The sequence below is a fragment of the Pseudomonas sp. 2 genome, from assembly GCF_056627435.1.
In genome coordinates, this window is the sequence record NZ_JBWXNG010000020.1 from 78,654 (window position 1) to 99,548 (window position 20,895).

General features: G+C 56.6%; 26 protein-coding genes. 13 read left to right on the forward strand and 13 right to left on the reverse strand.

Translation table 11 applies throughout. From position 1 onward, the window contains the following. Positions 1 to 344 precede the first annotated feature (344 nt). The 5 genes from AC1MEK_RS25995 to AC1MEK_RS26015 form a co-directional block, all read right to left on the reverse strand. A complete protein-coding gene (locus tag AC1MEK_RS25995) occupies positions 345 to 509 on the reverse strand; it encodes a hypothetical protein (RefSeq protein WP_480399111.1) in 165 nt (54 codons plus the stop codon). A 288-nt stretch (positions 510 to 797) separates the two neighbouring features. Beyond that, entirely contained in the window at positions 798 to 2,192 is a 1,395-nt protein-coding gene (locus tag AC1MEK_RS26000; RefSeq protein WP_480399112.1) for an aminotransferase class I/II-fold pyridoxal phosphate-dependent enzyme, read from the reverse strand. A 96-nt stretch (positions 2,193 to 2,288) separates the two neighbouring features. After that, complete coding sequence (locus tag AC1MEK_RS26005; RefSeq protein WP_480399113.1) at positions 2,289 to 3,794, reverse strand: hypothetical protein; 1,506 nt, start codon at positions 3,792 to 3,794, stop codon at positions 2,289 to 2,291. A gap of 678 nt (positions 3,795 to 4,472) precedes the next feature. Continuing rightward, the gene (locus tag AC1MEK_RS26010) at positions 4,473 to 5,507 is read right to left on the reverse strand and encodes a zinc-dependent alcohol dehydrogenase family protein (RefSeq protein WP_480399114.1); all 1,035 of its coding nucleotides are present in this window, start codon (positions 5,505 to 5,507) and stop codon (positions 4,473 to 4,475) included. A 63-nt stretch (positions 5,508 to 5,570) separates the two neighbouring features. Further along, positions 5,571 to 5,846 (reverse strand): hypothetical protein, encoded by a 276-nt coding sequence (locus AC1MEK_RS26015; protein WP_480399115.1) that lies wholly within the window; start codon positions 5,844 to 5,846, stop codon positions 5,571 to 5,573. Positions 5,847 to 5,976: 130 nt separating this feature from the next. Here AC1MEK_RS26015 and AC1MEK_RS26020 point away from each other — a divergent pair, with 130 nt between their 5' ends. From AC1MEK_RS26020 to AC1MEK_RS26035, 4 genes are all read left to right on the forward strand, one after another. Continuing rightward, complete coding sequence (locus AC1MEK_RS26020) at positions 5,977 to 6,882, forward strand: LysR family transcriptional regulator (RefSeq protein ID WP_480399116.1); 906 nt, start codon at positions 5,977 to 5,979, stop codon at positions 6,880 to 6,882. A gap of 365 nt (positions 6,883 to 7,247) precedes the next feature. Further along, the gene (locus AC1MEK_RS26025; RefSeq protein ID WP_480399117.1) at positions 7,248 to 7,652 is read left to right on the forward strand and encodes a MauE/DoxX family redox-associated membrane protein; all 405 of its coding nucleotides are present in this window, start codon (positions 7,248 to 7,250) and stop codon (positions 7,650 to 7,652) included. A 53-nt stretch (positions 7,653 to 7,705) separates the two neighbouring features. Continuing rightward, positions 7,706 to 8,299: a cupin gene (locus AC1MEK_RS26030; protein WP_480399118.1), complete on the forward strand. Its 594-nt coding sequence runs from the start codon at positions 7,706 to 7,708 to the stop codon at positions 8,297 to 8,299. Positions 8,300 to 8,629: 330 nt separating this feature from the next. After that, positions 8,630 to 8,974, forward strand: a complete 345-nt coding sequence (locus AC1MEK_RS26035) for a hypothetical protein (protein WP_480399119.1) — start codon at positions 8,630 to 8,632, stop codon at positions 8,972 to 8,974. Between the two features lie 27 nt (positions 8,975 to 9,001). Here AC1MEK_RS26035 and AC1MEK_RS26040 read toward each other — a convergent pair whose 3' ends face one another. Both AC1MEK_RS26040 and AC1MEK_RS26045 read right to left on the reverse strand, forming a co-directional pair. Further along, the gene (locus tag AC1MEK_RS26040; RefSeq protein WP_480399120.1) at positions 9,002 to 9,436 is read right to left on the reverse strand and encodes a DUF1810 domain-containing protein; all 435 of its coding nucleotides are present in this window, start codon (positions 9,434 to 9,436) and stop codon (positions 9,002 to 9,004) included. Between the two features lie 104 nt (positions 9,437 to 9,540). Then, positions 9,541 to 9,711, reverse strand: a complete 171-nt coding sequence (locus AC1MEK_RS26045) for a hypothetical protein (RefSeq protein WP_480399121.1) — start codon at positions 9,709 to 9,711, stop codon at positions 9,541 to 9,543. Between the two features lie 262 nt (positions 9,712 to 9,973). Here AC1MEK_RS26045 and AC1MEK_RS26050 point away from each other — a divergent pair, with 262 nt between their 5' ends. After that, positions 9,974 to 10,771, forward strand: coding sequence for an EAL domain-containing protein (locus AC1MEK_RS26050; RefSeq protein WP_480399122.1), 798 nt, complete (start codon positions 9,974 to 9,976; stop codon positions 10,769 to 10,771). A gap of 89 nt (positions 10,772 to 10,860) precedes the next feature. Here AC1MEK_RS26050 and AC1MEK_RS26055 read toward each other — a convergent pair whose 3' ends face one another. Further along, complete coding sequence (locus AC1MEK_RS26055; RefSeq protein ID WP_480399123.1) at positions 10,861 to 11,967, reverse strand: Gfo/Idh/MocA family protein; 1,107 nt, start codon at positions 11,965 to 11,967, stop codon at positions 10,861 to 10,863. 294 nt (positions 11,968 to 12,261) lie between these two features. Here AC1MEK_RS26055 and AC1MEK_RS26060 point away from each other — a divergent pair, with 294 nt between their 5' ends. The 3 genes from AC1MEK_RS26060 (at position 12,262) to AC1MEK_RS26070 (ending at position 13,656) form a co-directional block, all read left to right on the forward strand. Beyond that, the gene (locus AC1MEK_RS26060; RefSeq protein ID WP_480399124.1) at positions 12,262 to 12,561 is read left to right on the forward strand and encodes an RcnB family protein; all 300 of its coding nucleotides are present in this window, start codon (positions 12,262 to 12,264) and stop codon (positions 12,559 to 12,561) included. Between the two features lie 234 nt (positions 12,562 to 12,795). Further along, positions 12,796 to 13,314: a DUF4142 domain-containing protein gene (locus AC1MEK_RS26065; RefSeq protein WP_480399125.1), complete on the forward strand. Its 519-nt coding sequence runs from the start codon at positions 12,796 to 12,798 to the stop codon at positions 13,312 to 13,314. A gap of 63 nt (positions 13,315 to 13,377) precedes the next feature. After that, positions 13,378 to 13,656 carry a hypothetical protein gene (locus AC1MEK_RS26070; RefSeq protein ID WP_480399126.1) on the forward strand — a complete coding sequence of 93 codons (279 nt, stop codon included), beginning with the start codon at positions 13,378 to 13,380 and terminating at the stop codon, positions 13,654 to 13,656. A 39-nt stretch (positions 13,657 to 13,695) separates the two neighbouring features. On the opposite strand, the gene AC1MEK_RS26075 is transcribed toward AC1MEK_RS26070, so the two are convergent. Beyond that, positions 13,696 to 13,956, reverse strand: coding sequence for a DUF1652 domain-containing protein (locus tag AC1MEK_RS26075; protein WP_480399127.1), 261 nt, complete (start codon positions 13,954 to 13,956; stop codon positions 13,696 to 13,698). A gap of 111 nt (positions 13,957 to 14,067) precedes the next feature. On the opposite strand from AC1MEK_RS26075, the gene AC1MEK_RS26080 reads away from it, so the two are divergent. The 4 genes from AC1MEK_RS26080 to AC1MEK_RS26095 all read left to right on the forward strand — a co-directional run bounded on the left by AC1MEK_RS26080 (position 14,068) and on the right by AC1MEK_RS26095 (position 17,321). Then, positions 14,068 to 14,301, forward strand: a complete 234-nt coding sequence (locus tag AC1MEK_RS26080; RefSeq protein WP_480399128.1) for a hypothetical protein — start codon at positions 14,068 to 14,070, stop codon at positions 14,299 to 14,301. Between the two features lie 139 nt (positions 14,302 to 14,440). Beyond that, positions 14,441 to 15,805, forward strand: coding sequence for an iron-containing redox enzyme family protein (locus AC1MEK_RS26085; protein ID WP_480399129.1), 1,365 nt, complete (start codon positions 14,441 to 14,443; stop codon positions 15,803 to 15,805). Then, positions 15,802 to 16,788, forward strand: a complete 987-nt coding sequence (locus AC1MEK_RS26090) for a methyltransferase (protein ID WP_480399130.1) — start codon at positions 15,802 to 15,804, stop codon at positions 16,786 to 16,788. Before AC1MEK_RS26085 ends, AC1MEK_RS26090 begins: the two co-directional genes overlap by 4 nt. Further along, positions 16,785 to 17,321, forward strand: a complete 537-nt coding sequence (locus AC1MEK_RS26095; RefSeq protein ID WP_480399131.1) for a hypothetical protein — start codon at positions 16,785 to 16,787, stop codon at positions 17,319 to 17,321. Before AC1MEK_RS26090 ends, AC1MEK_RS26095 begins: the two co-directional genes overlap by 4 nt. Before the next feature lie 76 nt (positions 17,322 to 17,397). On the opposite strand, the gene AC1MEK_RS26100 is transcribed toward AC1MEK_RS26095, so the two are convergent. Further along, the gene (locus AC1MEK_RS26100; protein ID WP_480399132.1) at positions 17,398 to 17,775 is read right to left on the reverse strand and encodes a termination factor Rho; all 378 of its coding nucleotides are present in this window, start codon (positions 17,773 to 17,775) and stop codon (positions 17,398 to 17,400) included. A gap of 214 nt (positions 17,776 to 17,989) precedes the next feature. Between AC1MEK_RS26100 and AC1MEK_RS26105 the strand changes: the two genes are divergently transcribed. Beyond that, on the forward strand, positions 17,990 to 18,304 hold the full coding sequence (locus tag AC1MEK_RS26105) for a DUF6021 family protein (protein WP_480399133.1): 315 nt from the start codon (positions 17,990 to 17,992) through the stop codon (positions 18,302 to 18,304). A 223-nt stretch (positions 18,305 to 18,527) separates the two neighbouring features. Here AC1MEK_RS26105 and AC1MEK_RS26110 read toward each other — a convergent pair whose 3' ends face one another. The 3 genes from AC1MEK_RS26110 to AC1MEK_RS26120 form a co-directional block, all read right to left on the reverse strand. Next, entirely contained in the window at positions 18,528 to 18,746 is a 219-nt protein-coding gene (locus AC1MEK_RS26110) for a hypothetical protein (RefSeq protein ID WP_480399134.1), read from the reverse strand. A 235-nt stretch (positions 18,747 to 18,981) separates the two neighbouring features. Further along, positions 18,982 to 19,350: a response regulator gene (locus tag AC1MEK_RS26115; RefSeq protein WP_480399135.1), complete on the reverse strand. Its 369-nt coding sequence runs from the start codon at positions 19,348 to 19,350 to the stop codon at positions 18,982 to 18,984. Positions 19,351 to 19,418: 68 nt separating this feature from the next. Next, positions 19,419 to 20,807, reverse strand: coding sequence for an ATPase domain-containing protein (locus AC1MEK_RS26120; RefSeq protein WP_480399136.1), 1,389 nt, complete (start codon positions 20,805 to 20,807; stop codon positions 19,419 to 19,421). Between the last annotated feature and the right edge of the window lie 88 nt (positions 20,808 to 20,895).

Here is a 20,895-nt window from a genome sequence, read left to right on the forward strand (position 1 = left end):
TTCGGCTTCGCCGAGTTACTTGGAAAGGACCCCCAAGTAACCAAGGGGTCTTGCTCCTGGTTTGGCCCTCCTGCGTCGGGTCCCTTCACTCCGGCGATGTTCCGTGGGCCCGGCGCGAAAGGGCCATCCATGGCCCACGCGCCTCTCGCGACATCCTGTCGCTCGACCCACTCCACATCGCCTGCGTTCAGCCTGCACCCAAGTCGCGATTGGTGGTGTCTGGGCTATCGCGCATGAAGATCAAAAGCCAAATCAAAAGCGATCGGCTAACGCCGTCCCCGTAGCAGTCCGGCTTGCCGGCGGTCTGGCGCGCAGCGGCAGTAAAATCAGGCGCCTTGGTCGTGTCAGATACACCGTATGCACAGGTTTTGCTGCCGCTTCGCGCCAGACCGCCGGCAAGCCGGACTGCTACGCCCTTCGGGCAGAATCAAAAGCAGATCGCATAACACCCAGCCGTTGCCGTTGCCGTTGCCGTTGCCGTTGCCGTTGCCGTTGCTTTTGATCTTCATGCGCAAATATCCCAGACGCCACAAAACGCGACTTGGGTGCAGGCCGAACGCAGGCGATGTGGAGTGGGCCAAGCGGCATGGATGCCGCGCGAGGCGCGGGGCCATGGATGGCCCATTCGCGCCGGGCCCACGGAACATCGCCGGAGTGAGGGAACCTCGACGAAGTCGAGGCCAAACCAGGAGCAAGACCCCTTGGTTACTTGGGGGTCTTTTCCAAGTAACTCGACGAAGTCGAAACAGGTCTGACGTTAGGAAGAACGCTCTTGATTTTGATCTGAGAGCCAAAAGCTAAACCCGCTCCTGCACCAACACATTCCTGATCGTCACCAACACCGATTCGATATCCTGACTCCAGTCCGCCGCCCCGCTCAGACACAGGCTCTGCTGATGCAAGCCCTTCACACTGAACAACTCCCCCGGCGCAATCACGATCCGCTGCTCCAGCAGACGCTCGAACACCCGGCCCATGTCCACCGGATGCACACCGTCCAGCCAGAGCATCGCCCCGCCCTGCGGCGCCTGGAAACGCACCTCCTCGCCCAGATACTGCCCCGCCAGCGCTGCCAGCTGGCTCATTCGCGCCTTCAGGCTCTCGCGCAGCCAATGCAGATGCCGATCCACCTGCCCCGAACCATACAAACGAGCAATCGCCTTCTGCCTGATCGGCGGCAGGCGAAACGAGCGCAGCAGCATCTGCTGATGCCACAACTCGCGGGAATGGCGGCTGAGCAGATAACCGAACGGCGCCTCAAGCCCCAACGTCTTGTCGAACGCCCCCAGCACCAGCAAGCGTTTCGGATCGATCAAATCCCGCAGCGGCCGCGATTGCTCGATGAAACACAAGCCGCCATGGGTATCGTTCTCCAGCACCCAGACGCCGCTGTGATTTAGCACTTCGGCAAGCATCTGGCGCTGCTCCAGCGCCCTGACCCGCCCCCGCAGCGGGTCCATGCGCGACGACAGGATTGCCATCTTCACCTCGCCGCGCTTGAGCAGGCCTTTGAGTTCACGTACGTCGTACTCGCCTGATCCATCGGCACACCACTCGACGACGCGAATGCCGAACGATTGCAAGGTGCGCAACAGGCTCCAGCTGCACGGCGATTCCACCAGGACTGCGCAGTCGCGCAGTTGCAGGGCCTTGAGCACGGTTTTCAGTACGCCGGTCTTGTCCGGGCCGATGAACACGTTGTCCGGGTGCCAGCAATGCTCGGTGGACGAGGTGTAGTGCGCCGCCAGCGCCGTGCGCAATTCAATATCGCCGAACGGCTGGAAACGCGGATCGGGCTGGCAGGGATAGTTGCGCACCAGTTCGCGTTCCAGGGCGAGCAAGGCGCCGTCCAGCGATTGCAGCAAAGTCGGCTCATCGGCACCGAAAACGAACATGTCGGTGCGCCGGGCGCTGGCCTGGTAGCGCTCCAGCGCATCACCGCCTTCGCACAGGACGTCGTTACAGGGTTGCGGCAAGGCGTAGTAGCCCGACTTGGGCACCGAGCAGATCCGGCCCTCCTTTTCCAATAATGAGTAGGCGTTTTGCACCGTGGAAATCGACACCCGGAGCCGGCGGGCCAGCAGGCGCAGCGAAGGTAGCTTGACGGCCGGCCCCTGGGGCAGTTCATTGGTCAGCCGCGACAGGTAGCGGTACACCACCTGGTAGGCGAAATCGGTCTTGTTGTTATTCATCGGACACACCCCATCCATGCGCAAGGCGCAGGGTCGTAAAGAGAAAATGCATGTTCGGCGGCCAGTCGAAGCCGCCCCATCACGGGCAGAGAACGGCTAGCGGCCGGAAATCCATTGCGAAACCGTTTCCCCGGTCTCCTGATCAACCGTCGTGACCCGGCCCTTGTCGGGGTCGCTGGCACGCACCCGGGCAATGATCGAGCGGTCGTCGAGAAAGTCCACGCGCCGCTTGGCGTACAGGTTTTGCAGACCCTTGAGCGTGAGGCCACTGACGTCCACCAGCCACTGAATCACTTGGTCAGATGCGCCGTCGCCAGACAGCACCTTGTGCAGGTCCGCCAGCGCCACCAGCATCCCGGCGTGACAACGCCGCAGGAACGTCTCCAGTTGCGCGCCGTGATCGACGAAGGGCGCGAACATCAGGCACACCAACTGAGCTTCGTTCAGGCCGAACGCTTCCTGTGCGTATCCGGCCGCCAGCTCGCGCCGCTGCTGCAACTTGTCGGGCGTGGCGTAGGCGGCCATGGCCTGATCGATCAGGCGTTTGGGCATCCCTTTGCGGCGCATCATGCCCGCCGCCAGCTCCAGGTACTCGGCGATGCCATCGGCGTACTCGCGCCCCTGGACGAATTGGGCCATGAGCCCGCGCATGTGGGCCATCAGCAGCGGGTTGGCGCAGTCCGACTCACTGAAGCTGAACGCCAGGTCGTCGAAGCGGAACCCGAGAAAATCGGTGAGCAGCGCCCAGTGATCTTCCAGCCTAAATCCGATCAGGTCAGCGACCGTGAGAAACGCCGGGGTCACCGGACTGCCCGGGTACACCGACAGTCGCCGGCTCGTTGCCAGCGGCTCGGACTCGTCGCCATACAGCTCGTGGTAGTAGGCCTGCCCCACGCTGTCGATGGTGCTCAGCGCGGTGCTGAAGGCGAGCTTGTGCCAATGCTCCACCGGCTGGCCACCCTGGCGCGCCAGGCGCATGATCCAGGTGGCGTACTGTTTCTGCTCCTTGAGCGAATCACCGCTGAGCACCGCATCCACACCCTCGCCCCAACAGGCGGCACGCCCCAGAAACTCGCTCATGCCCAGGTAGCAGCTGTTGCAGAACGTGGTGCGCGCATCCCCGGCGGTCAAATGGCCGCCCAGCAGCATGTCGGAGCGATTCTGCTCACGGCCGGCGGCGGAAAACGGCAGGTCAGGCTCGAAGGTCTGCACATAGCGGTGATCCACCACCAGCAACTCGACACGCGGGTCGTCGTGCAGGAACAGCGCCGAGTAACAGCGGTTGATGTTGTCCATGACCGCTGAGGTCATCCCGGCATGGCGCATGTTGGCGATACGCAGATTGAATGTCATCGGCGCCCGGCAGGCGATACTTAATTGCGCGGCGCGTAATAACGCTACGGTATAAGCGCTGTCCTTGCCGCCACTGAAAGCCACCAGAATTCGATATTGACCAATACGCTCCATGCCACCGGCGGCGACGATAAGCCGTTGAATCAATAATTGCAGTGCCGTGCGTTCGGTACGGCTCAAATAACTCAACAGCCGTTGCAGCACTTGTTGATAGACATAGGTCATTGCTTGTTCGTGAATAGCACCCATCACTTGGTTATCCGTATTGCTGTTTCACTCCACCATCGGACTCTGCGGCCAGTCACCGTTATCCAGAGTCGATGCCCTGCGCACCGCGGCAAACAACTCGTCCCGATCAGCTGCTGCCTGGCACTGGATAACGCTGAGCGCCCCGTTCTGCGGGCCTTTCGCATCGAGACCGGGAGGCCAGGTCGGCCTTTTCAGCCCCTCCCGCGTAACAAAGATGCAATGGTTGCAGCACAGGGAAACATGAAAAACCGATGCCACTGCGCATCCGGCACTGAGTGATCATCGGCAACGAGAGAAAGTCAGACATGACTCATTCCTTGAGTATTCGTTCACCCCGTTATTATCGATGCTCGAATAACAATTACAAGCTACAGAAAGCCGACGGATTGCCTGTCAGCTTTCCACCCAAAGATGAACCTGTTTAAACAAACTTGTTTAATAATGCAGTGCATTGAAAAACATAAACCGCTCTAACGTCGCACAGAGCGCCAGGCATTCAAATGTTTAACAGCAAGGGTGGATAAACAAAAAAGCCTTCCTGAACGATTCGGGAAGGCTTTGTCGGATGTTGCGTGGCCGGTAAATGACGGGGCGGACACCTTGGGCAGGTGACCGGATCCTCAATGTCGACGCCGTGGCCCAGGCGTCGAACAGTCAGCCTTGCGCGATGATTTGCGCTCAGGCGGGCTCGACTTCCACCACCACACGACCGCCTACGGGGCAGCCATCCATCACGCGGTGGGCTTCAACGACCTGATCGAACGGGAAGACCTTAGTCAGTTGCGGCAGCAGCAGCTTGTCGCGGGTCAGTTCGTTGATCTTGAGCAGTGCGCGCTCCACCGCTTCCTTGTCCTGGGGAATACCCAGTTCCGGCTTGCCGGTGAAGTTGCCGACGCAGTGCACGAAGAACTGAATGTTCTTCTGGAACGCGGCGCAGGCCGGGAATTGCACCTGGTTGCCGCCTTGCAGACCGTACAGGATCAGGCTGCCGCGTGGCGCCAGGGCATCGCCCAGAATCGACATCTGCGGACCACCCAAACCGTCGAGGATGACGTTGACGCCCGCCTTGTCGGTATATTTGTTGATCGTCATCAGCAGATCCTGCTCTTCGGTGACGATCACTTTGTCGGCGCCCAGAGAAGTCAGGTATTTGCGCGAAGTGCCTTCTTCATCATCGGTCTTGATCGCCGCGATGACTTTCAGGCCCAGTGCCTTGCCCAACTGCAGGAATGCAGGGCCTGCACAGTGGCCGGCGTCGGTGATCAGGGCCACTTGCCCCTCTTTCACACGGGCCAGTTCCACGTAAGCGAAATACGCCACCAGCATCGGGGTGTAGTGCACCGCGGCCTGGTTGGGCGTGAGGATGTCCGGGTATTTGGTCACGGAGGTGCGTGGCAGCACGATGTGCTCGCCATACACGGGATGCTCGTTGGGGTTGGCGGACGGAAAGCTGGCCACCTTGTCGCCGACTTTCAGGTCTTCCACGCCTTCGCCGACGGCGGTAATCACGCCGGCCATTTCAGAGCCCAGGCCGGCAGGCAGCTTGGCCTGGGAAGATGCCAGATTTTGACGCCACAGCACGTCGTACCAGGTGACACCAATCGCCTGGACGCGTATCTGCACCTCTCCGGGTGCTGGCAACGCGGCGGGTTGCTCTTCTACCTTGAGCACCTCGGCCGGGCCAAACTGATGAAAACGGATCGTGCGGGACATTTCGAACCTCGCCTTATGAACCTTGATGCCATGAACTCTATCCGGGCGTTGCCGGTAACACTATCAGTGGCTATTAATAGTCGACATGCCTGTCATCGATTCTGTTGCTGAAAGGCGGTCATTAGATAACCATCGAATGCTCAGGGATTCAAGGCGGCCATTGTTGTTTTCTCGTATCGACAATGCAACCCGCCGGGGATTTTCCGGATGAACGTCACCCTGGTCGGCGCGGTATTTGCGATGACCTTGCGGCGTTCGCCCAGCGGGAAACCTATATTCGTTGGTCAGAATCGACACGCCAAGGTTCAGCAAATTATTGATAGCCGTGATGGTTAACACGTTTGTATGCTTGCAGACGAATTCAACGGTGCGCAGAATCCGCCAATACCCGTATCATTCGCGCCTGAGCTGAAAGCGGCCCTGCCTTGCGGGCGGCCAACGTATCGACCCACGTCCCCGAGACCCCGTCATGAATCGCAACGATCTGCGTCGCGTCGACCTCAACCTGCTCATCGTCTTCGAAACCCTCATGCATGAACGCAGCGTCACGCGTGCGGCGGAAAAACTCTTTCTTGGCCAGCCGGCCATCAGCGCCGCCCTGTCGCGCCTGCGCGGGCTGTTCGACGACCCGCTGTTCGTGCGCACCGGCCGCAGCATGGAACCCACCGCCCGCGCCGTGGAAATCTTCGGCCTGCTCTCGCCAGCGCTGGATTCCATTTCCACCGCCGTGAGCCGCGCCGCCGACTTCGACCCGGCCACCAGTACCGCGGTGTTCCGCATCGGCCTGTCGGACGACGCCGAATTCGCCCTGCTGCCCTCGCTGCTCAAGCGCCTGCGCTCCGAAGCGCCGGGCATCGTGCTGGTGGTGCGCCGCACCAACTACATCCTGATGCCGTCGCTGCTGTCGTCCGGGGAAATCTCCATCGGCGTCAGCTACACCGACGACTTGCCCGCCAACGCCAAGCGCAAGGTCCTGCGCCGCAGCCGCCCTCGCCTGCTGCGCGCCGACTCCATGCCCGGCGCCATCAGCCTCGATGACTTCTGCGCCCGGCCCCACGCGCTGGTGTCGTTCGCCGGTGACCTGGGCGGCTTCATCGACGAACACCTGGAAAAACTCGGCCGCAAACGCCACGTCGTGCTCGCCGTGCCGCAATTCAACGGCCTGTCGACCCTGATCGCCGGCACCGACATCGTCGCCACCGTCCCCGACTACACCGCCGACGTCCTTACCGCCGCCGGTGGCGTACGCGCCGAAGACCTGCCCCTGGAAACCCGCACCTTCGAACTGCACATGGCCTGGCGCGGCTCGCAGGATAACGACCCAGGCGAGCGCTGGTTGCGGTCACGGATTCAGATGTTCTTTGGCGATACCTGACGGTCTTTGTGAGACTCTGGCACCTGCGGAAAACAGGTTCCACGCGTCCAGATTTATCCATTCGAGTCCACAGTCACATCTTTGTGGGGGTATAAATAGGGGTACGAGCAATCCATTGAAAAAATGGTACCCCCAATTTTTCGAACTGCCGCTCTGGAAGGCGGAAACCCGCTTTCCCCCATTGACGCGGCCAGCACTAGATTGGCCAACTCTGCGAGCGCCAGTCCCGCTCCCGGGAGGGACAGATGCAGAACTCCCTCTAAGACTGCAACATCCTATCAGCCGGCAATAGCAGTTTTCGTGATCGCCGCACTGATGGCCACCGGAGCAAGCTGGGCAGCATTCAGAGCCTTTTTCGAACCGAAATGATCACCTGGTTCATCGCCTTCAGTATGTGCATCCTTGCCCTACTCAAGCTTCGTGATCTGGAATCGCTCACCGATATGTTTCTAGGGTACGACCTGCTGGCGCAGCGGGTCGTCCGATACGCATATGTGTATCCCGTCGCTGAGGCTGTCGCTGGAGTCCTGATGATTTCGGAGACGCTCATCTGGGTTGCCTCCCCTGTCGCGTTGTTCATTGGCACTGTCGGTGCATGGTCGGTCTTCAAGGCGGTGTATATCGACAGGCGTGAATTGAAGTGCGCCTGTGTGGGTGGCGACGGCAATGTTCCGCTAGGCTTTGTGTCGCTGACTGAAAATCTGATGATGATTGGCATGGGAGTAGCCGGAATGGTATCGCTCTATACCTACGTCAGCGTGACGGCGTAAGTCGCCCGTCCTTTGGGCAGAAAGGTACTACCTGCCAGGGAAGGAGGGTCGAGATGTCGCTTAGCCGACGCCAGTTCAATACGTTCACCGTGCTGAGCCTTGCTGGCTTGGGAGGGCTGCCTATGAAACCTGTGTTTGCCGCGGCCGCTGTTCAGAAATTGTGGTTTAAAGAAGCCAATCGAGGAATCCCTAACAACCCGACACTGCCTGTGTTGATTTATCCAGGCGCAGTGCAGGTAACAAGCGGCGATGCCGCGCGGCTTTTTGAAAAAACGTTTTTTGACAATGGCTGGCCACCGCAATGGCGTTACGGCGTGTATAGCTACCACCATTACCATACCCACGGACACGAGGTATTGGGCGTCTATGCTGGAAATGCCCGCTTGATGTTGGGAGGGCCTGATGGTCATGTGGTGCAGGTGAACGCGGGGGATGTGCTGTTGCTCCCAGCAGGCACTGGCCACTGCAACCTAGGCTCCAGCGATAACTTCATGGTGGTCGGCGCTTATCCCCCAGGTCAGGAAGGTGACATCAACCGAGATCCGGCCACACCTGCACAGATCGAACAGATAACGCGGTTGCAGTTCCCGTCCACCGACCCTGTTTTAGGAACAGCGGGCGGCGTGGCGGATTACTGGAAGGCATGACTGGTCGCGCTGCTCTGTTGGGAAGAACCACAGACAAGTCGACATATGCCTGACGTAATTTCACATATCGGCCCGAGGCATCACGCCTTTAGATGACCCCGGGGAGCTGCCATTGCTAGTTTCCACTGCTTCACATCTGAATTCCCCGCCGCGCATAATTCATGATGCGATTCGACACGCAATCGCAGCACACGCAGCTCAGGTCTATCAGCAAGCAGATTTCACAATTAAGTAGGGCCACTTTCCAGCATGGCCAAATGCCTCTCTTTCGCTTAGACGCGAAAAAGCGCAGGGTAATGCGATAAGCGCAGTAGCCTTGAGAAGCCCACTATGACTGGTTATCAGCGACAGCACCTGACAGAGCCATCACCAGATTCAAAAAAGTCTGAATTAGCTCAAAGCGACGCTCAATGGCGGAAGGCGCTTCTAAAGCTTGAGTTAAGTCGAGATTCTCATCGGGCTGCAGATTGCTATCGACGCTGCTCTGCCCTCTTTTCTCATCTGGTGGAGAGCAAGCTAGTAACACCTGCCCAAGAGGCGGCAATGCGGGTGGAGATCAAAAACGCTTGGGTGGCGGCGGTTGAACGGGTAAATGAGCCAGATTCAGTTCCCATCCGGCAGCGGAACCAGCACGCGTGCGATCAAGACATCTCGATCGATCATCCAGGTCGCTGATAAATCAAAAACACTGTTGATTCTTTCTCACTTCCGAAACGCATGGAGCAACTTGATAGTTTGATCGTCAGGCACTCCGCCGAAGAACTGATCGAGTGCTCGCTGGAAGAACTCAGGTTCCGAGTCCGCCTCGTTGAACAATGTCAGGCACGAGTGCAGCTTCATATCATCAGGGGTGCCAAAAATTTTAAATGCACTCAAATCGCCATGCTCGAAGAGCATTTGGACGCACTCATCAAGTCTCGGCCCGAGCACTGGGTGTGCTAGGTAGGCACGAGCCTCCCCCAAACTGGTGATGCCGAAGCGCATGGCTGTTTCGCTTTTGCCCAACCCTTTGAGCTGAGGGAAAACGAACCACATCCAGTGACCCGTTTTACGCCCTCCTCGCAGCTCACCCATGACTTGGACAAAGAGTGGACGCTGCGCATCAACGAATCGTGACAGGTTGAAAGGATCATACATGCTGCGACTTCCTCAGGGCGTAACACTAGGGTGAGCGGACAGCAGCCAAGCAGTTCTATGAGCCCCAATCTAACCAGGCAAGCTCTATAATTTTGTGGGCTGCTTTACTGGTCGGTTTCTACTTCGCCAGAGCGATCAGGATCGATGTCATCTTCGTCTGCCTCTACCGAATCACCATTCGGGTTAGAGGATTTAGAAGACGGCTTTTGAGGATCGTTGATGAATGGAACGCGGCTCGGGCCTTTTTCTTCAAGCCCTTCAGTCTTCGGTTGCATGATAACTCCTCCACTTATGTGCTTTGGAAGACTGCTGAGCGCATACGTTCACTCCAATCAGCTAGGAGGCCGTTTTCATTCACGATTTGACCGGTGAGATACCAGAGGCTGACGCCCAGATGGTCAGACGCCTCGTCTCCAATACGTTGATCATGCGAATGAAAAACTGGAGATCTTCATAAGGCCGGTTTTCGATGTACATTGAAAGTCCTGAGTGTCCCATGCAAGCCCGCCTTGACTGACCGTCGTACAGGAAAAACCTATGGCAGAGCAAACACAGTTGACTCCATTCGAATCGGTCGGGTGCGCTGAATGTCGAAACCTCGACAATTTGGGCTTCAGTTTTACCATGGCCTTCCAGCCAATCTTCAATATCAGGACTGGCTTGCCATACGCGTACGAAGCCCTTGTCCGGGGTCTGAATGGCGAAAGCGCCGCCAGCATCCTTGGGCTGGTAAACGACCAAAACCGATATCGTTTTGATCAAGCGTGCCGGGTGCGAGCAATAGAACTCGCTGCGGAGTTAGACCTCCCAACGATTCCGGACTGCAAGCTCAGCATCAATTTCCTACCCAACGCTGTGTACAGAGCGGAAACCTGCATTCGAGCCACATTGGAAGCTGCACGCACGTTTGGCTTCCCGGTTGAGCGTCTGATGTTTGAGGTCACTGAAGGTGAGCGAGTGGATGACCCTGATCACCTCAAATCCATTTTTCAGGAGTACGAGCGCCAAGGGTTCACAACCGCGATTGATGATTTCGGATCAGGCTATTCAGGGCTGAATTTCCTTGCGATGTTTCAGCCGAATGTTCTCAAAATCGACATGGCGCTGACACGAGGTATTGATCGAGATGGAGTACGGCGCGCCATTGTTGAAGGCATCGTGCTGGTATCTGAGCGACTGGGAATCACCGTGGTGGCTGAAGGCATCGAGACGCCTGAAGAACGAGATACGCTGTTGGCGTTAGGCATCGACCTCATGCAGGGCTACCTCTTTGCCAAACCTGTGGTGGGTAAACTACAGACGATGGCTGAAGTGATGATCTCCACTCCTCGTTGAACGTAGTCTGCCAACTCCTATCATGTCTCGGCTGTTTTTACCGACTGACAAGCCGACGCGCGCTTTCACTCACACGTCGGCGCTGCCTGTCATTCGGTTGGCGATTCGGTGTTGATATACGGTGGTGCCTTGGCTAATGCCAGCTTCCGAGCCTGAGTACTTCGAGGGCAAGGCCTCGGAGCCAATGGTTCGAGTTTCTGCGGCATCCCAGTCTCCAGCGCGCGCTCGATTGCCTTTACCACCCTGACGTCACGCCAGCCTTCTTGCGCATCGGGTTCGGGCGACTGGTCGTTGAGAATGCAACTTGAAAAGTACGAGGTCTCCCCCGCGAACTGATCCACTACCGGATAAACATGGTCAGTGGTCTGGCCATCGATGATCATTCGATAGCTGATCGCTACTCCCTCCCCATATCCAAAACAGGGCGAGGCTTCGATTTCGCCCTTCGTTCCGAGCAACTGAAACCGCTCAGTGCCAGGCAGCGTGTAGCTCACCGTGAACTGAGCGAGTTTTTCTTCCGGGAAGCGGAGCGTCACGGTGACCGTGTCCCATGAGTCCAACGGTGAACCTGGTGTCTTCGAGCCCAGCGCCATGACTTCAATGGGTTCGGCGTTGAATAACTTGCGAACCATGTTCAATGGATATGGCCCCATGTCGGGGACAGGGCCAGCCGCGAAGCCGTTCTGAGCTCGATGGTTACTGGCTTTCACGGTCTGCGTGAATGTCGAGGTGAACAAGCGTGGCTCTCCGAGATATCCGCTCTGCACGCGCTCGATCATCTCAAGCGTCCCTGGCTCACAATGGAGACGGTAGGCAACCATGAGCTTTGCGTTCGTTCGTTCAACGGTATCGATGATCTCTCGGCATTCGGCTTCGCTGATCGCCATAGGCTTTTCCAGAAGGACATGAATGCCTGCGGTGAGTGCGGGAAGCACAAACTCGGCATGAAGAAAATTCGGTGTCGCTATGTAGACCGCGTCTATTTCGCCGGAAGCTAACAGCTCGGGATAGTCAGCGTACGTGTAGGGCTTCAGGCCATACACCGCAGCCAGATCCTGCGCTTTGACCGGGTCTCCGGTAACCAATGCTGTCATCACTGAATTATCGGTCTGCCCTACTCCGGGCATGAATGCGCCCTGAGAAATTGAGCCGCCACCGACGACGGCATAACGAATCTTTCCATCTGAGCCTGGCATCACTTCCTCCCGTTGAGTCTCGACTGCTCACACAAGGAGTGGGCAAGCCTGGCCTGCCAAGGTTCCATCTTTGTAGGCTCGTCGCCCGTATGCACTTTTGGCCCGCGTAAATCTACAACCTCAAATCTCCGGTGATCATCCTCTCGGAACAATACTGGACTGAGGAACTCATCTTAAAAGACGGATTGAAAATCAGGCCTTTCCAGGCTCGTCCGGATTTCTCCGGATTTGATAAGGCGCAGCCCACACCCTACAAACCTTGGCTTCAGAATGTACCCACAGAAGGAATGACCTATGCGCTCCAAACAACCAATCGCTGCCTTAGTCATCACTTTACTTTGCACAGTGTCAGGCGTCTCTCATGCGGCAGATGACCCCAGCGTTACGCTGAATCGGCCTGGAACCGGGGACAGGGAATACAAAGTGGGTGATCCTGTGCCCGATGAATATCAACGCGAAAGCATGGAGGTCAAAGACTGGAAAAGCCGCCACTTGAAGGCGCCGGCCGAGCATGAGCAATGGGTGCAAATCAAAGGCAGATACGCCTTGATCAGTGTGCCTACGGGCACGATCAAGGAAATGGTCGACAAATAGTCTTCAGGAGACCACAACCTCCTCCGCTACTGTTGAAAAGCACCGGGAGTGCTCATTCAGAGCACTCGTCTGGGCTGAATTTCGTGATGATGCGCCGCCGCCTGTTCAGAACAGAGATGAGGACAACCAGGTTGAATACTTCCGCCTGGCAAATACTGGGAACGATGTTTCCAGTACGCCGCTCCCTACTCCATGGACAGCCGTTGTCCATCAAGGAATGAAGAGGAATTCAGCATGTTCAATCCAATAAAAAGATCCGTTCCAGCGTTCGCCCTCATCGTCGCGTTGGGTACTCCCCTAGCCTACGCAGCTCAGGACGATGACTTCGTTGAAGACGCCTCCGCCAAAGGCGTGGCGGAAGTGGAAGCCGGTAAGCTGGCCCAGGAAAAAGGCACAGCCGCCGACGTAAAAAGCTTTGCTGACATGATGGTCAAAGACCACACTGCCGCCAGCGCCAAACTCAAGTCGATTGCCGATGCCAAAAATCTTGAGGTCTCTGACAGTGCGGAGCTGGTCGACAAAGCGAAGGCTATGATTCTTGAACTGAGAGGCGCCAAGTCGTTTGATCAGGCGTACGCGAACAATCAGGTCAAGGCTCACGAAGCGACCATTGAGTTGTTCGAGAAGGAGGTGTCTGACGGCAAGGATGCGGAACTCAAAGCTTTCGCATCCGACACTCTGCCAAAACTGAAGACCCACCTGGAGCATGCCAAGACGCTGGCAAAAGCCCATGGCGGTGATGCCGCGAACTAACATCACCTGCGCCGCGCTTCTTAAGGGCGGCGCAAATCACCACGTGCAGAAAAGGATTTCGATATGACCATCTCTTACGACGGTATCGCTTCGCTGTGTGTTTCCGCTGGCGAGGATCAGTCAAAGGTTCGTCGTCTACACACCATCGTCTTTATCAAACTAAGGAGTGAATATCCGAAAGGGCTGGGCTTGGTGGACTTCGTGGGTCATTTGAATCGTCCCACGGGTTTCAAACATGTGCAGATTTGCACCTCAGGAGGTCCATCCGTGTCAGGAGAGGTCATCGATTATCTGGAACACACTAGCGGAGGCTGGATCAGGTTCGAGGTAGGTGGATCATGACCTTTTGCCTTCCACCTACTGGAGAGATATAGCGACTAATCACGCAATTTTAGGAGGCAGCTGTTTCTTGGTGTGGGATATGGCGGCGAACTCCGTTCGAAGCTCCCCTATGAGTTCAGAGATGGCCCGACTGGTGCCCAGCGTCGCGATATCAATCCCGCCTACCGCTAAATTGGCACCCGTCATTCGGTCGATGATTTCGATGGTTAGCTCGTTGGCCGAAGGTGACGTGCATCGACATTCGAGAGGCAAAAAACTCGACTCGATGATGTGGCGTAACTCAAGCGGAGAAATAGACATGGTGTTTTCCTTTTTTTGTGTGAGCGGTCGACTCCGAGACAATTGTGTTAATTCAATCTTTCGGCCTGAAGGCGGCGATAGAAACCTTCCCATTACCTGTCAGGAGGGCACATGAACCAATCCCACCCAAACGCTGAAGCAGAGGTGGCGAGCCACCTACGCGGGCTGCGTAGCGCCATTCAAGCTCTCGCTGAGCGCCACACCTCTGAACCCCATGAGCTTTCCGGTCATCAGACGGTGGATTCACGGCAAAGCCTGCTGCTCAGCTTCGAACGGCTGGAGGCCTGTGTCGATGAAATGCAGCAGATCCTCGCAACCATCGTGGAAGCCACGCACCAGGGATGACCCAGGCGCCAGAAATACTGACGCCACCCCCTGAATTCGTGCGTTGGGTGTCATCTGTCCACGCCCAACAAACTTCGTTGAATTAATCCGCAAGGCATTTCTCTCACCTACATACCAAGAAAATTGTGTAGGCCTACCTATGACTTCTCTGCGAAGTGTCACTGACTGTCTGATCTCGAAACCGACGCAAACATCAGATGCGGTTTCCATCTACCTCGCCCTCTTGAACCGGCCTCAGGACGTCGCCTTTCCGGAGATTCGGGAATTCCTGGACTCGCAGTTGATGCTCGCCAATCAGCACACTGACGCCGCAGAGCTTCCTGTCGACCTCAGCAATTGGGCAGCGTGGATCGAGCGCAACGCAAGACAGGTGGCAAGCGCCTATCGCGAATATCTGGAAGGCCGACACGCCGGGCGTGGAAGAGAACTCTTTATCCACAAAGCCCACGCTTTGTATTTCCTGCAGCACGTGGCACCGACCAAACTGGTCGACGGTGCCTGGCTGTATGACGCAGTCAATCATGCGGCTGACTGGCGCTATCACCCCCTGATTCGCACGTATCTGGAAGAGCTGGGCGATGGCGATCCAGCCATGAACCACGTCGTGCTCTACCGCAAATTGCTGGCAGATCATGATTGCACGCCAACTGAAGTGCTTGATCGGGAGTACTACGTACAAGGCGCCATCCAACTGGCATTAGGGCATGCAGGCCACGCGTATCTGCCTGAGGTGCTGGGTTACAACCTAGGTTATGAGCAACTGCCGCTGCACCTGTTGATCACTGCATTCGAGCTCAACGAACTGGGCATCGACCCCTACTATTTCACACTCCACGCCACCATCGACAACGCCAGCACGGGCCACGCCCACAAGGCTGTGCAAGCCGCGCTTGATCTCTTGCCCTTCGATGACTCGCGTGAGGAATTCATCGCACGGATGCGCACAGGGTATCTGCTCAACGAACTGGGCAAAGGCACCACGGCTGTGATTTCAAGCTTCGATCTGGAGCAGGAAGTCATCGCTATGCTGGAACGCAAACGCACATTCGGACAGCACATGCATTCTGATTACTGCCGTCTCGATGGCATGACTGTCAATGAGTGGCTTTCTGAACCGGGGCGTTGCCGGGCTTTTCTTGCCGCCCTCGAAAACAAGGGCTGGATTAAACGGCATCAGGATCCGGCTGAAAGCCGTTTCTGGCAACTGATCGATGGCCCAGGTTCAGTGATGTTCGGGGTATTCAGCGGCTACGAAATGCAGCTGCTGCGAGACTGGATTGCGGGGAGGTGGCAGGTAGAAAACCAGTTGAAAAAGGCCAGCCCATTTCGCGCGCAATTCCGGCGGCGTGCACCTCGCGTTGAGCGCCCTCCGACAATTTCAAGCGCCTTGCCGATCAAGCACCTGACCACTCTCCTTTCTCCGGCCCTGCATTCCACTCCAGACGGCCTGAATGCCACCCGTGTGTTTTCCCGCCAACTTGCCGAAGGATCTTCAATCCGATGAGCCAAGCTATTGTCCATTCCCAGCCCCTCGATGTGATCAACCCCGAAGATCAAACGCATGATCTGGCACTGTTGCAGTTGGGACGGCGTCTTTTGGCGGACGACTATCGATTCATTACCGTCACTCCGCTTACTCACCAGCGCAATAACAGCCGTCCCGAGAATCATCAGGCACGCGATCTCAGAGACATTTTCGGTTGGAACAGACCCTTTGCTTCTGAGCTACTCCCTGAGGCAGAGCTGGAAGCCCTGCTCAGACGAGGCATCCTGCGCGCCCATGCGGGGCTCTGGATCAGCGAAGTGCGTTGGGCGAGCCTGCATGATCATCTGTTCGTGCACTCCGCTTTCCCCACCGTCTCGAACGACTCGGTGTTCTTCGGCCCTGACACCTACCGGTTTGCAGAGGCCATCGAGGAGCACTTGCGCACCTCGACGCATCCCATCCGAACGGCAGTCGACATAGGCTGCGGCAGTGGTGCTGGCGCCATCCTGATCGCCAAGGCCAGACACGACGCCCAGGTACTGGCGCTAGACATCAACCCCACGGCGCTGAGGTTTACAGCTGTGAATGCCGCGCTGGCTGAGACGGACAACGTCTCTGCGTGGCACAGCGACCTACTCGACAGCGCCTCTGGCGATTTCGATCTGATCGTTGCCAATCCACCCTACATGCAAGACAGTCGGAAACGCGCCTACCGCCACGGTGGGGATCGCCTGGGTTCGGAGTTGTCTGTACGTATAGTGGATCAAGCCATGAGCCGCCTGACTGTAGGCGGGAGCCTCGTGCTCTACACCGGCTCGCCTTGGGTCGAGGGGGTGGATTTGTTTCTGGAACAAGCCCGCCCGCTGATCGACAGACCTGGTTACAGTTGGTCGTATCGTGAGGTCGATCCTGATGTGTTTGGGGAAGAACTTGAGACCAACATTTACTCACGCGCGGAACGGATTGCGGCGGTGGTACTGACGGTGACCAAGCTCTCATGAGCCATATCATCACCCAGCGCTCAGAGGCCGATGTCCAGGCGAGTTCAGACGCAATCATGTTCGGATCGCTGAAGGATCGACTGGACTTTTATCGAAAGGAAATCCAGTACGAAACGACCATGCTTTCCAGTCGGACAAACGCCTATTTGGGCGCTCAGTCGTTTCTGGTGATTGCCTATTGCTCCTGCATGGCGAACGTCAATCCGCAGTGGGGAGAAGTCTTTTCGTTGGTGATGTCGATTCTGCTGTCCGTTTTAGGGGTGATCACCTCGTTGCACGCCTGGTCGGGCATCAGAGCCGCGTACGAGATCATTGATCACTGGTACCTGAAGCAAAGCAACCTGTTGCAAAGCCAACCCAAGATGAGCGACGCATACGACGATTCCCCATTATTCGCCAAACGTGAATCCAATCAGGGTGGGTACCGGGACGCACTGAAGTTTTCGATGCGCTCACCCTGGATCTTCTTCACGCTGTGGATTCTACTTGGCGGCTTTTCCGGGCTGATTCACTTCATCGCGATCAAGGTCTGATGAAGAGCCACCATTGAACGATGGCACTTCACCGTATATTTCATAGCTGAGATGATCCAAGTAAAGTGGTTGCAACTCATTGCATTCGGAGCGCTTGAATCAACTCGGCTTTGGTCATTTTGGAGCGCCCGAAGACATTTCGTGATCTGGCCTCCGCCATGAGGCTCACCTTGCTTTGAGTTTCCAGAGACGACTTGGAATCGCGACCGTGGCCACTTCGAGTTTGCGCAGCCCTTTTGGCAGAATCAGATTTGGCGCGGGATTTCGTAGCAGACGATGTCTTCTTACCCGAACCTCCTGCCTTTTCCCCCCCTCCCGATTGCTTGTTGACGGTCGCCCATGCCCGAGCTTGCGCCTCTCCTTTGGGCGCACCCTTATGCTCATAGCTTTGTTCGATGTGTTCGGCTTTTCGTTTTTGCTCTTCGGTATATTTTTCTTTGCTACCACGTGGCATGGCTGATACCTCCGAGTGGGAATCTGGAGTCTCGCGTCTATGCGAATACGGAAGCTGATTTCTCCCAGAAAGTTCACTGAGTTTAATAGCATTCCGGCTGCACTGAGCCGCTCAACACAAAACAGCTCCGCCCGTCGCCCTTGATGCACTTCTAGCGCACGCCCTCCTCTCAACTTCATACGCGGATGAGCCGCGTTCCGAGAGGAGCATTACCATGTCAATCGATAACAACGGGCCGGAGGCTGCATATCCCGGACCGGCTCAAGAGGTCTCCAATACCGGAGAGGGTCATGATTCAGGCCTCGAAAAAACTGCTTCGGAGCCCAAACAGGGTACGGTAGACCGACCAGAGGACTGGAATCCCCCACCGGTTAATCCCGGCTCGGATCCTGAGGCTCAGACTGATGATGAAACCGGTAAATCCAGTGATGAGGAAGAGTTAGGCTTCGACCCCGACTCGCCTGATGTGTCTGATCCTCAAGTTGACCCGCTGCACCCGGCACGCACCAGTAACGACCCTGCACCTTAAGGAGCTACAGTCCTTGCTCCTGGTGTCAGACCGAGCCTCCTCCGTCAACAACAGCAACATTCTGGCGGGCGGTGGCTCTTTTTAGGCAATGCAGAACTGACGATGGATGGCGCTGATCAGATGATCTATCAATGGATGCTCTTCGCCCGTTCAACCTTGGAAGTTCAATCAGAGTCAGACACTGCAAAGTCTGACTCGTTGATTTTCTGAACACTTGCCAGCCTCAGCTGCCGTAAGGCACTGAGGCTGTTACAGTGGCCCCATCAACCGGATCGGTTTCGGTAACCGCGACCGCCGATGTTAACAACCGATAGTAGTGCATATGAAAACGTGACTGGTCGTCTCGTCCTTCCAGTTGAGCGCACAGCGCGCTTTCCAAGTGCCACTCACGGATACGACGCAAACTCTCAAGTTGACGCGGGGATCGGGTATTGCTGGTCATGAGGCTCTCCTTGCCGGTCGTCGATAGGACTTACAAGTGAGGCAGGGCCTGACGGCAAAGGTTCGGTGAATTTCGATCTCCCGCGCAGGCCATCGACAGAAGGGTTTTTTGACACTTCCCGCAGCGTGCGTGGACTAACGGTTGCGTGGCTACGGTGGCCTCATCCGATAAGGATGCCCACAGGATAAGGATCGCTTTTACAACAGTTGCGCAGTCCCCACAGTACCAGCAGGGTCTATACGTCTTTACCCTTGATCGCGGCATGTACCTGCTGAACAACGAGGGAGGGATCAAAGGGTTTGAGGAATACGCACTCAAACAGGTCTGGTCGAGCAACTCCCAAGTGGGCCTGCGCGCCACTCATGAGGACGATAGGTGTGTGTTTGAAACCAGGCTTGGACTTGACCGCCTCAGCGAACTCCAGCCCGGTCATACCTGGCATCATGAAGTCAGTGATGATGATGTCTGGCTTATCTCGTTCCAGCATTTCGAGTGCCTTGATTGCACTACCCGCTGTGACGGTTAGAAACCCCTCATCCTCCAAAGCGAAGCTCAAGATGTCTGCGATCAAATACTCATCATCTACGATCATGACTGTCTTCATGCTTCACACTGGCATTCATTTGCCGATAAAGACCTCCGCTGGATCAGATTCGTAACTTTCAGCATCGCTCAGCCCCTTTTCACCATTAACCCTTTTTCTGACATCACCAATTGCATGAGCGAGGTCGAGAATTCGCTGTCTCTGAGCTTGAGAATACTGAGGCGTCGCTGGAGTTCAGCGTCTTTGGGCTCCAACTCGACCAGAAGCATGTTATCGACGGTGCTGGCAAACTCAGGAGTCGGGTAACCTGCATCAACCCTCATAAGCTGTTGCAGTTCAAATGTGGCCAGCACGGTCACTTCCCTTGATCGAAGTGCTTCCAGTAATGCAGCAATGACGCCCCTCACCCGCGTCGGCTCCGCCGACACGCGGCTCAATCCACTGAGGCTATCGAGGAAAACTCTCTTGACGTTGTGACGATCAACGGTCTCAAGAAGCTCATAGGCAATCCGATCGATGAGGCCTGTGGTGGAGGAAGTCCATCTGATCTGAAGCGCCCCCTCTTTTTCCAGTTCTTGGAAGTCCAGGCCTAAAGCGTGCGCCTTGATGCGCACACGTTGTGCAGACTCATGAAATCCAAAAAGCAGGCCAGGAGATTCAGCAGTGCTGGCTGAGAGGAACTGAAGACCCATGGATGTTTTACCCGCTCCCGAAGGCCCAATTAGCAAGGTAATGGACGACCGCACGAGGCCTCCGCCGATGATGGCGTCGAGCGAGCGCAGACCGCTGGTAATGCGCCCATACTCAGAGTCACTCTCCGCAGATGGCTGCGGATAAAGGCTTTCCAGTCGCGGGTAGACAGTTATCCCATGCTCATTGATCTCGAATTCATGAGATCCCGCGATAGCGCCACTACCTCGGGTTTTTCGAAGTTTGAGGCGGCGGACGGACACCGCACCCAAGTGCTCCTCCCCCATCTCAATAACGCCGTCCACCATGGTGTGTTCAGGACTTCCCTCATCGAGCTGTGAGCTGGTCAAGAACAAGACCGTACAGCCGGCGAACGCAGCATGCCCCTGCAGGGCGGATATGAACTTTTTAGTGTCTATCGGGGATTCAGCCTTTGATCGAGCATTCAGAAGTCCATCCAGTACCAGCAATGTAGACTTCTGCCGACTGATCTCGCGGCGCAACAGCTTGACCACTTCTTCAAGGCCATCGGTCTCCAATGTATCGAAGGCGCTGATGAACTGAATACTCTCTCCCAGCTCCGCTTTATCGAAAAAATCGAGCGTGGACAGGAATTGGAACAGGCGATCGTGGGGTTCGGCCAATAACGATGCAAATAGCATCCTCCCGCCGTGCCTCACGTGATTAAAGCCGACTTGATTGGCCAGAATGGTTTTGCCTGACCCGGGGCGCCCCTGGATAATGTATGAAGCGCCAGAGATGAGCCCGCCCTTCAGCAACGTGTCGAGACCAGAGATACCCGTTTTTAGGCGTTCGAGCTGTTTCACGTGTTATTCCTCTTCAGACCTCACAAGCATTGACACGAGCTCCCGTCCTGAGATTCTGACTCACTCAAGGCGCTCGCCTCGGGTGATC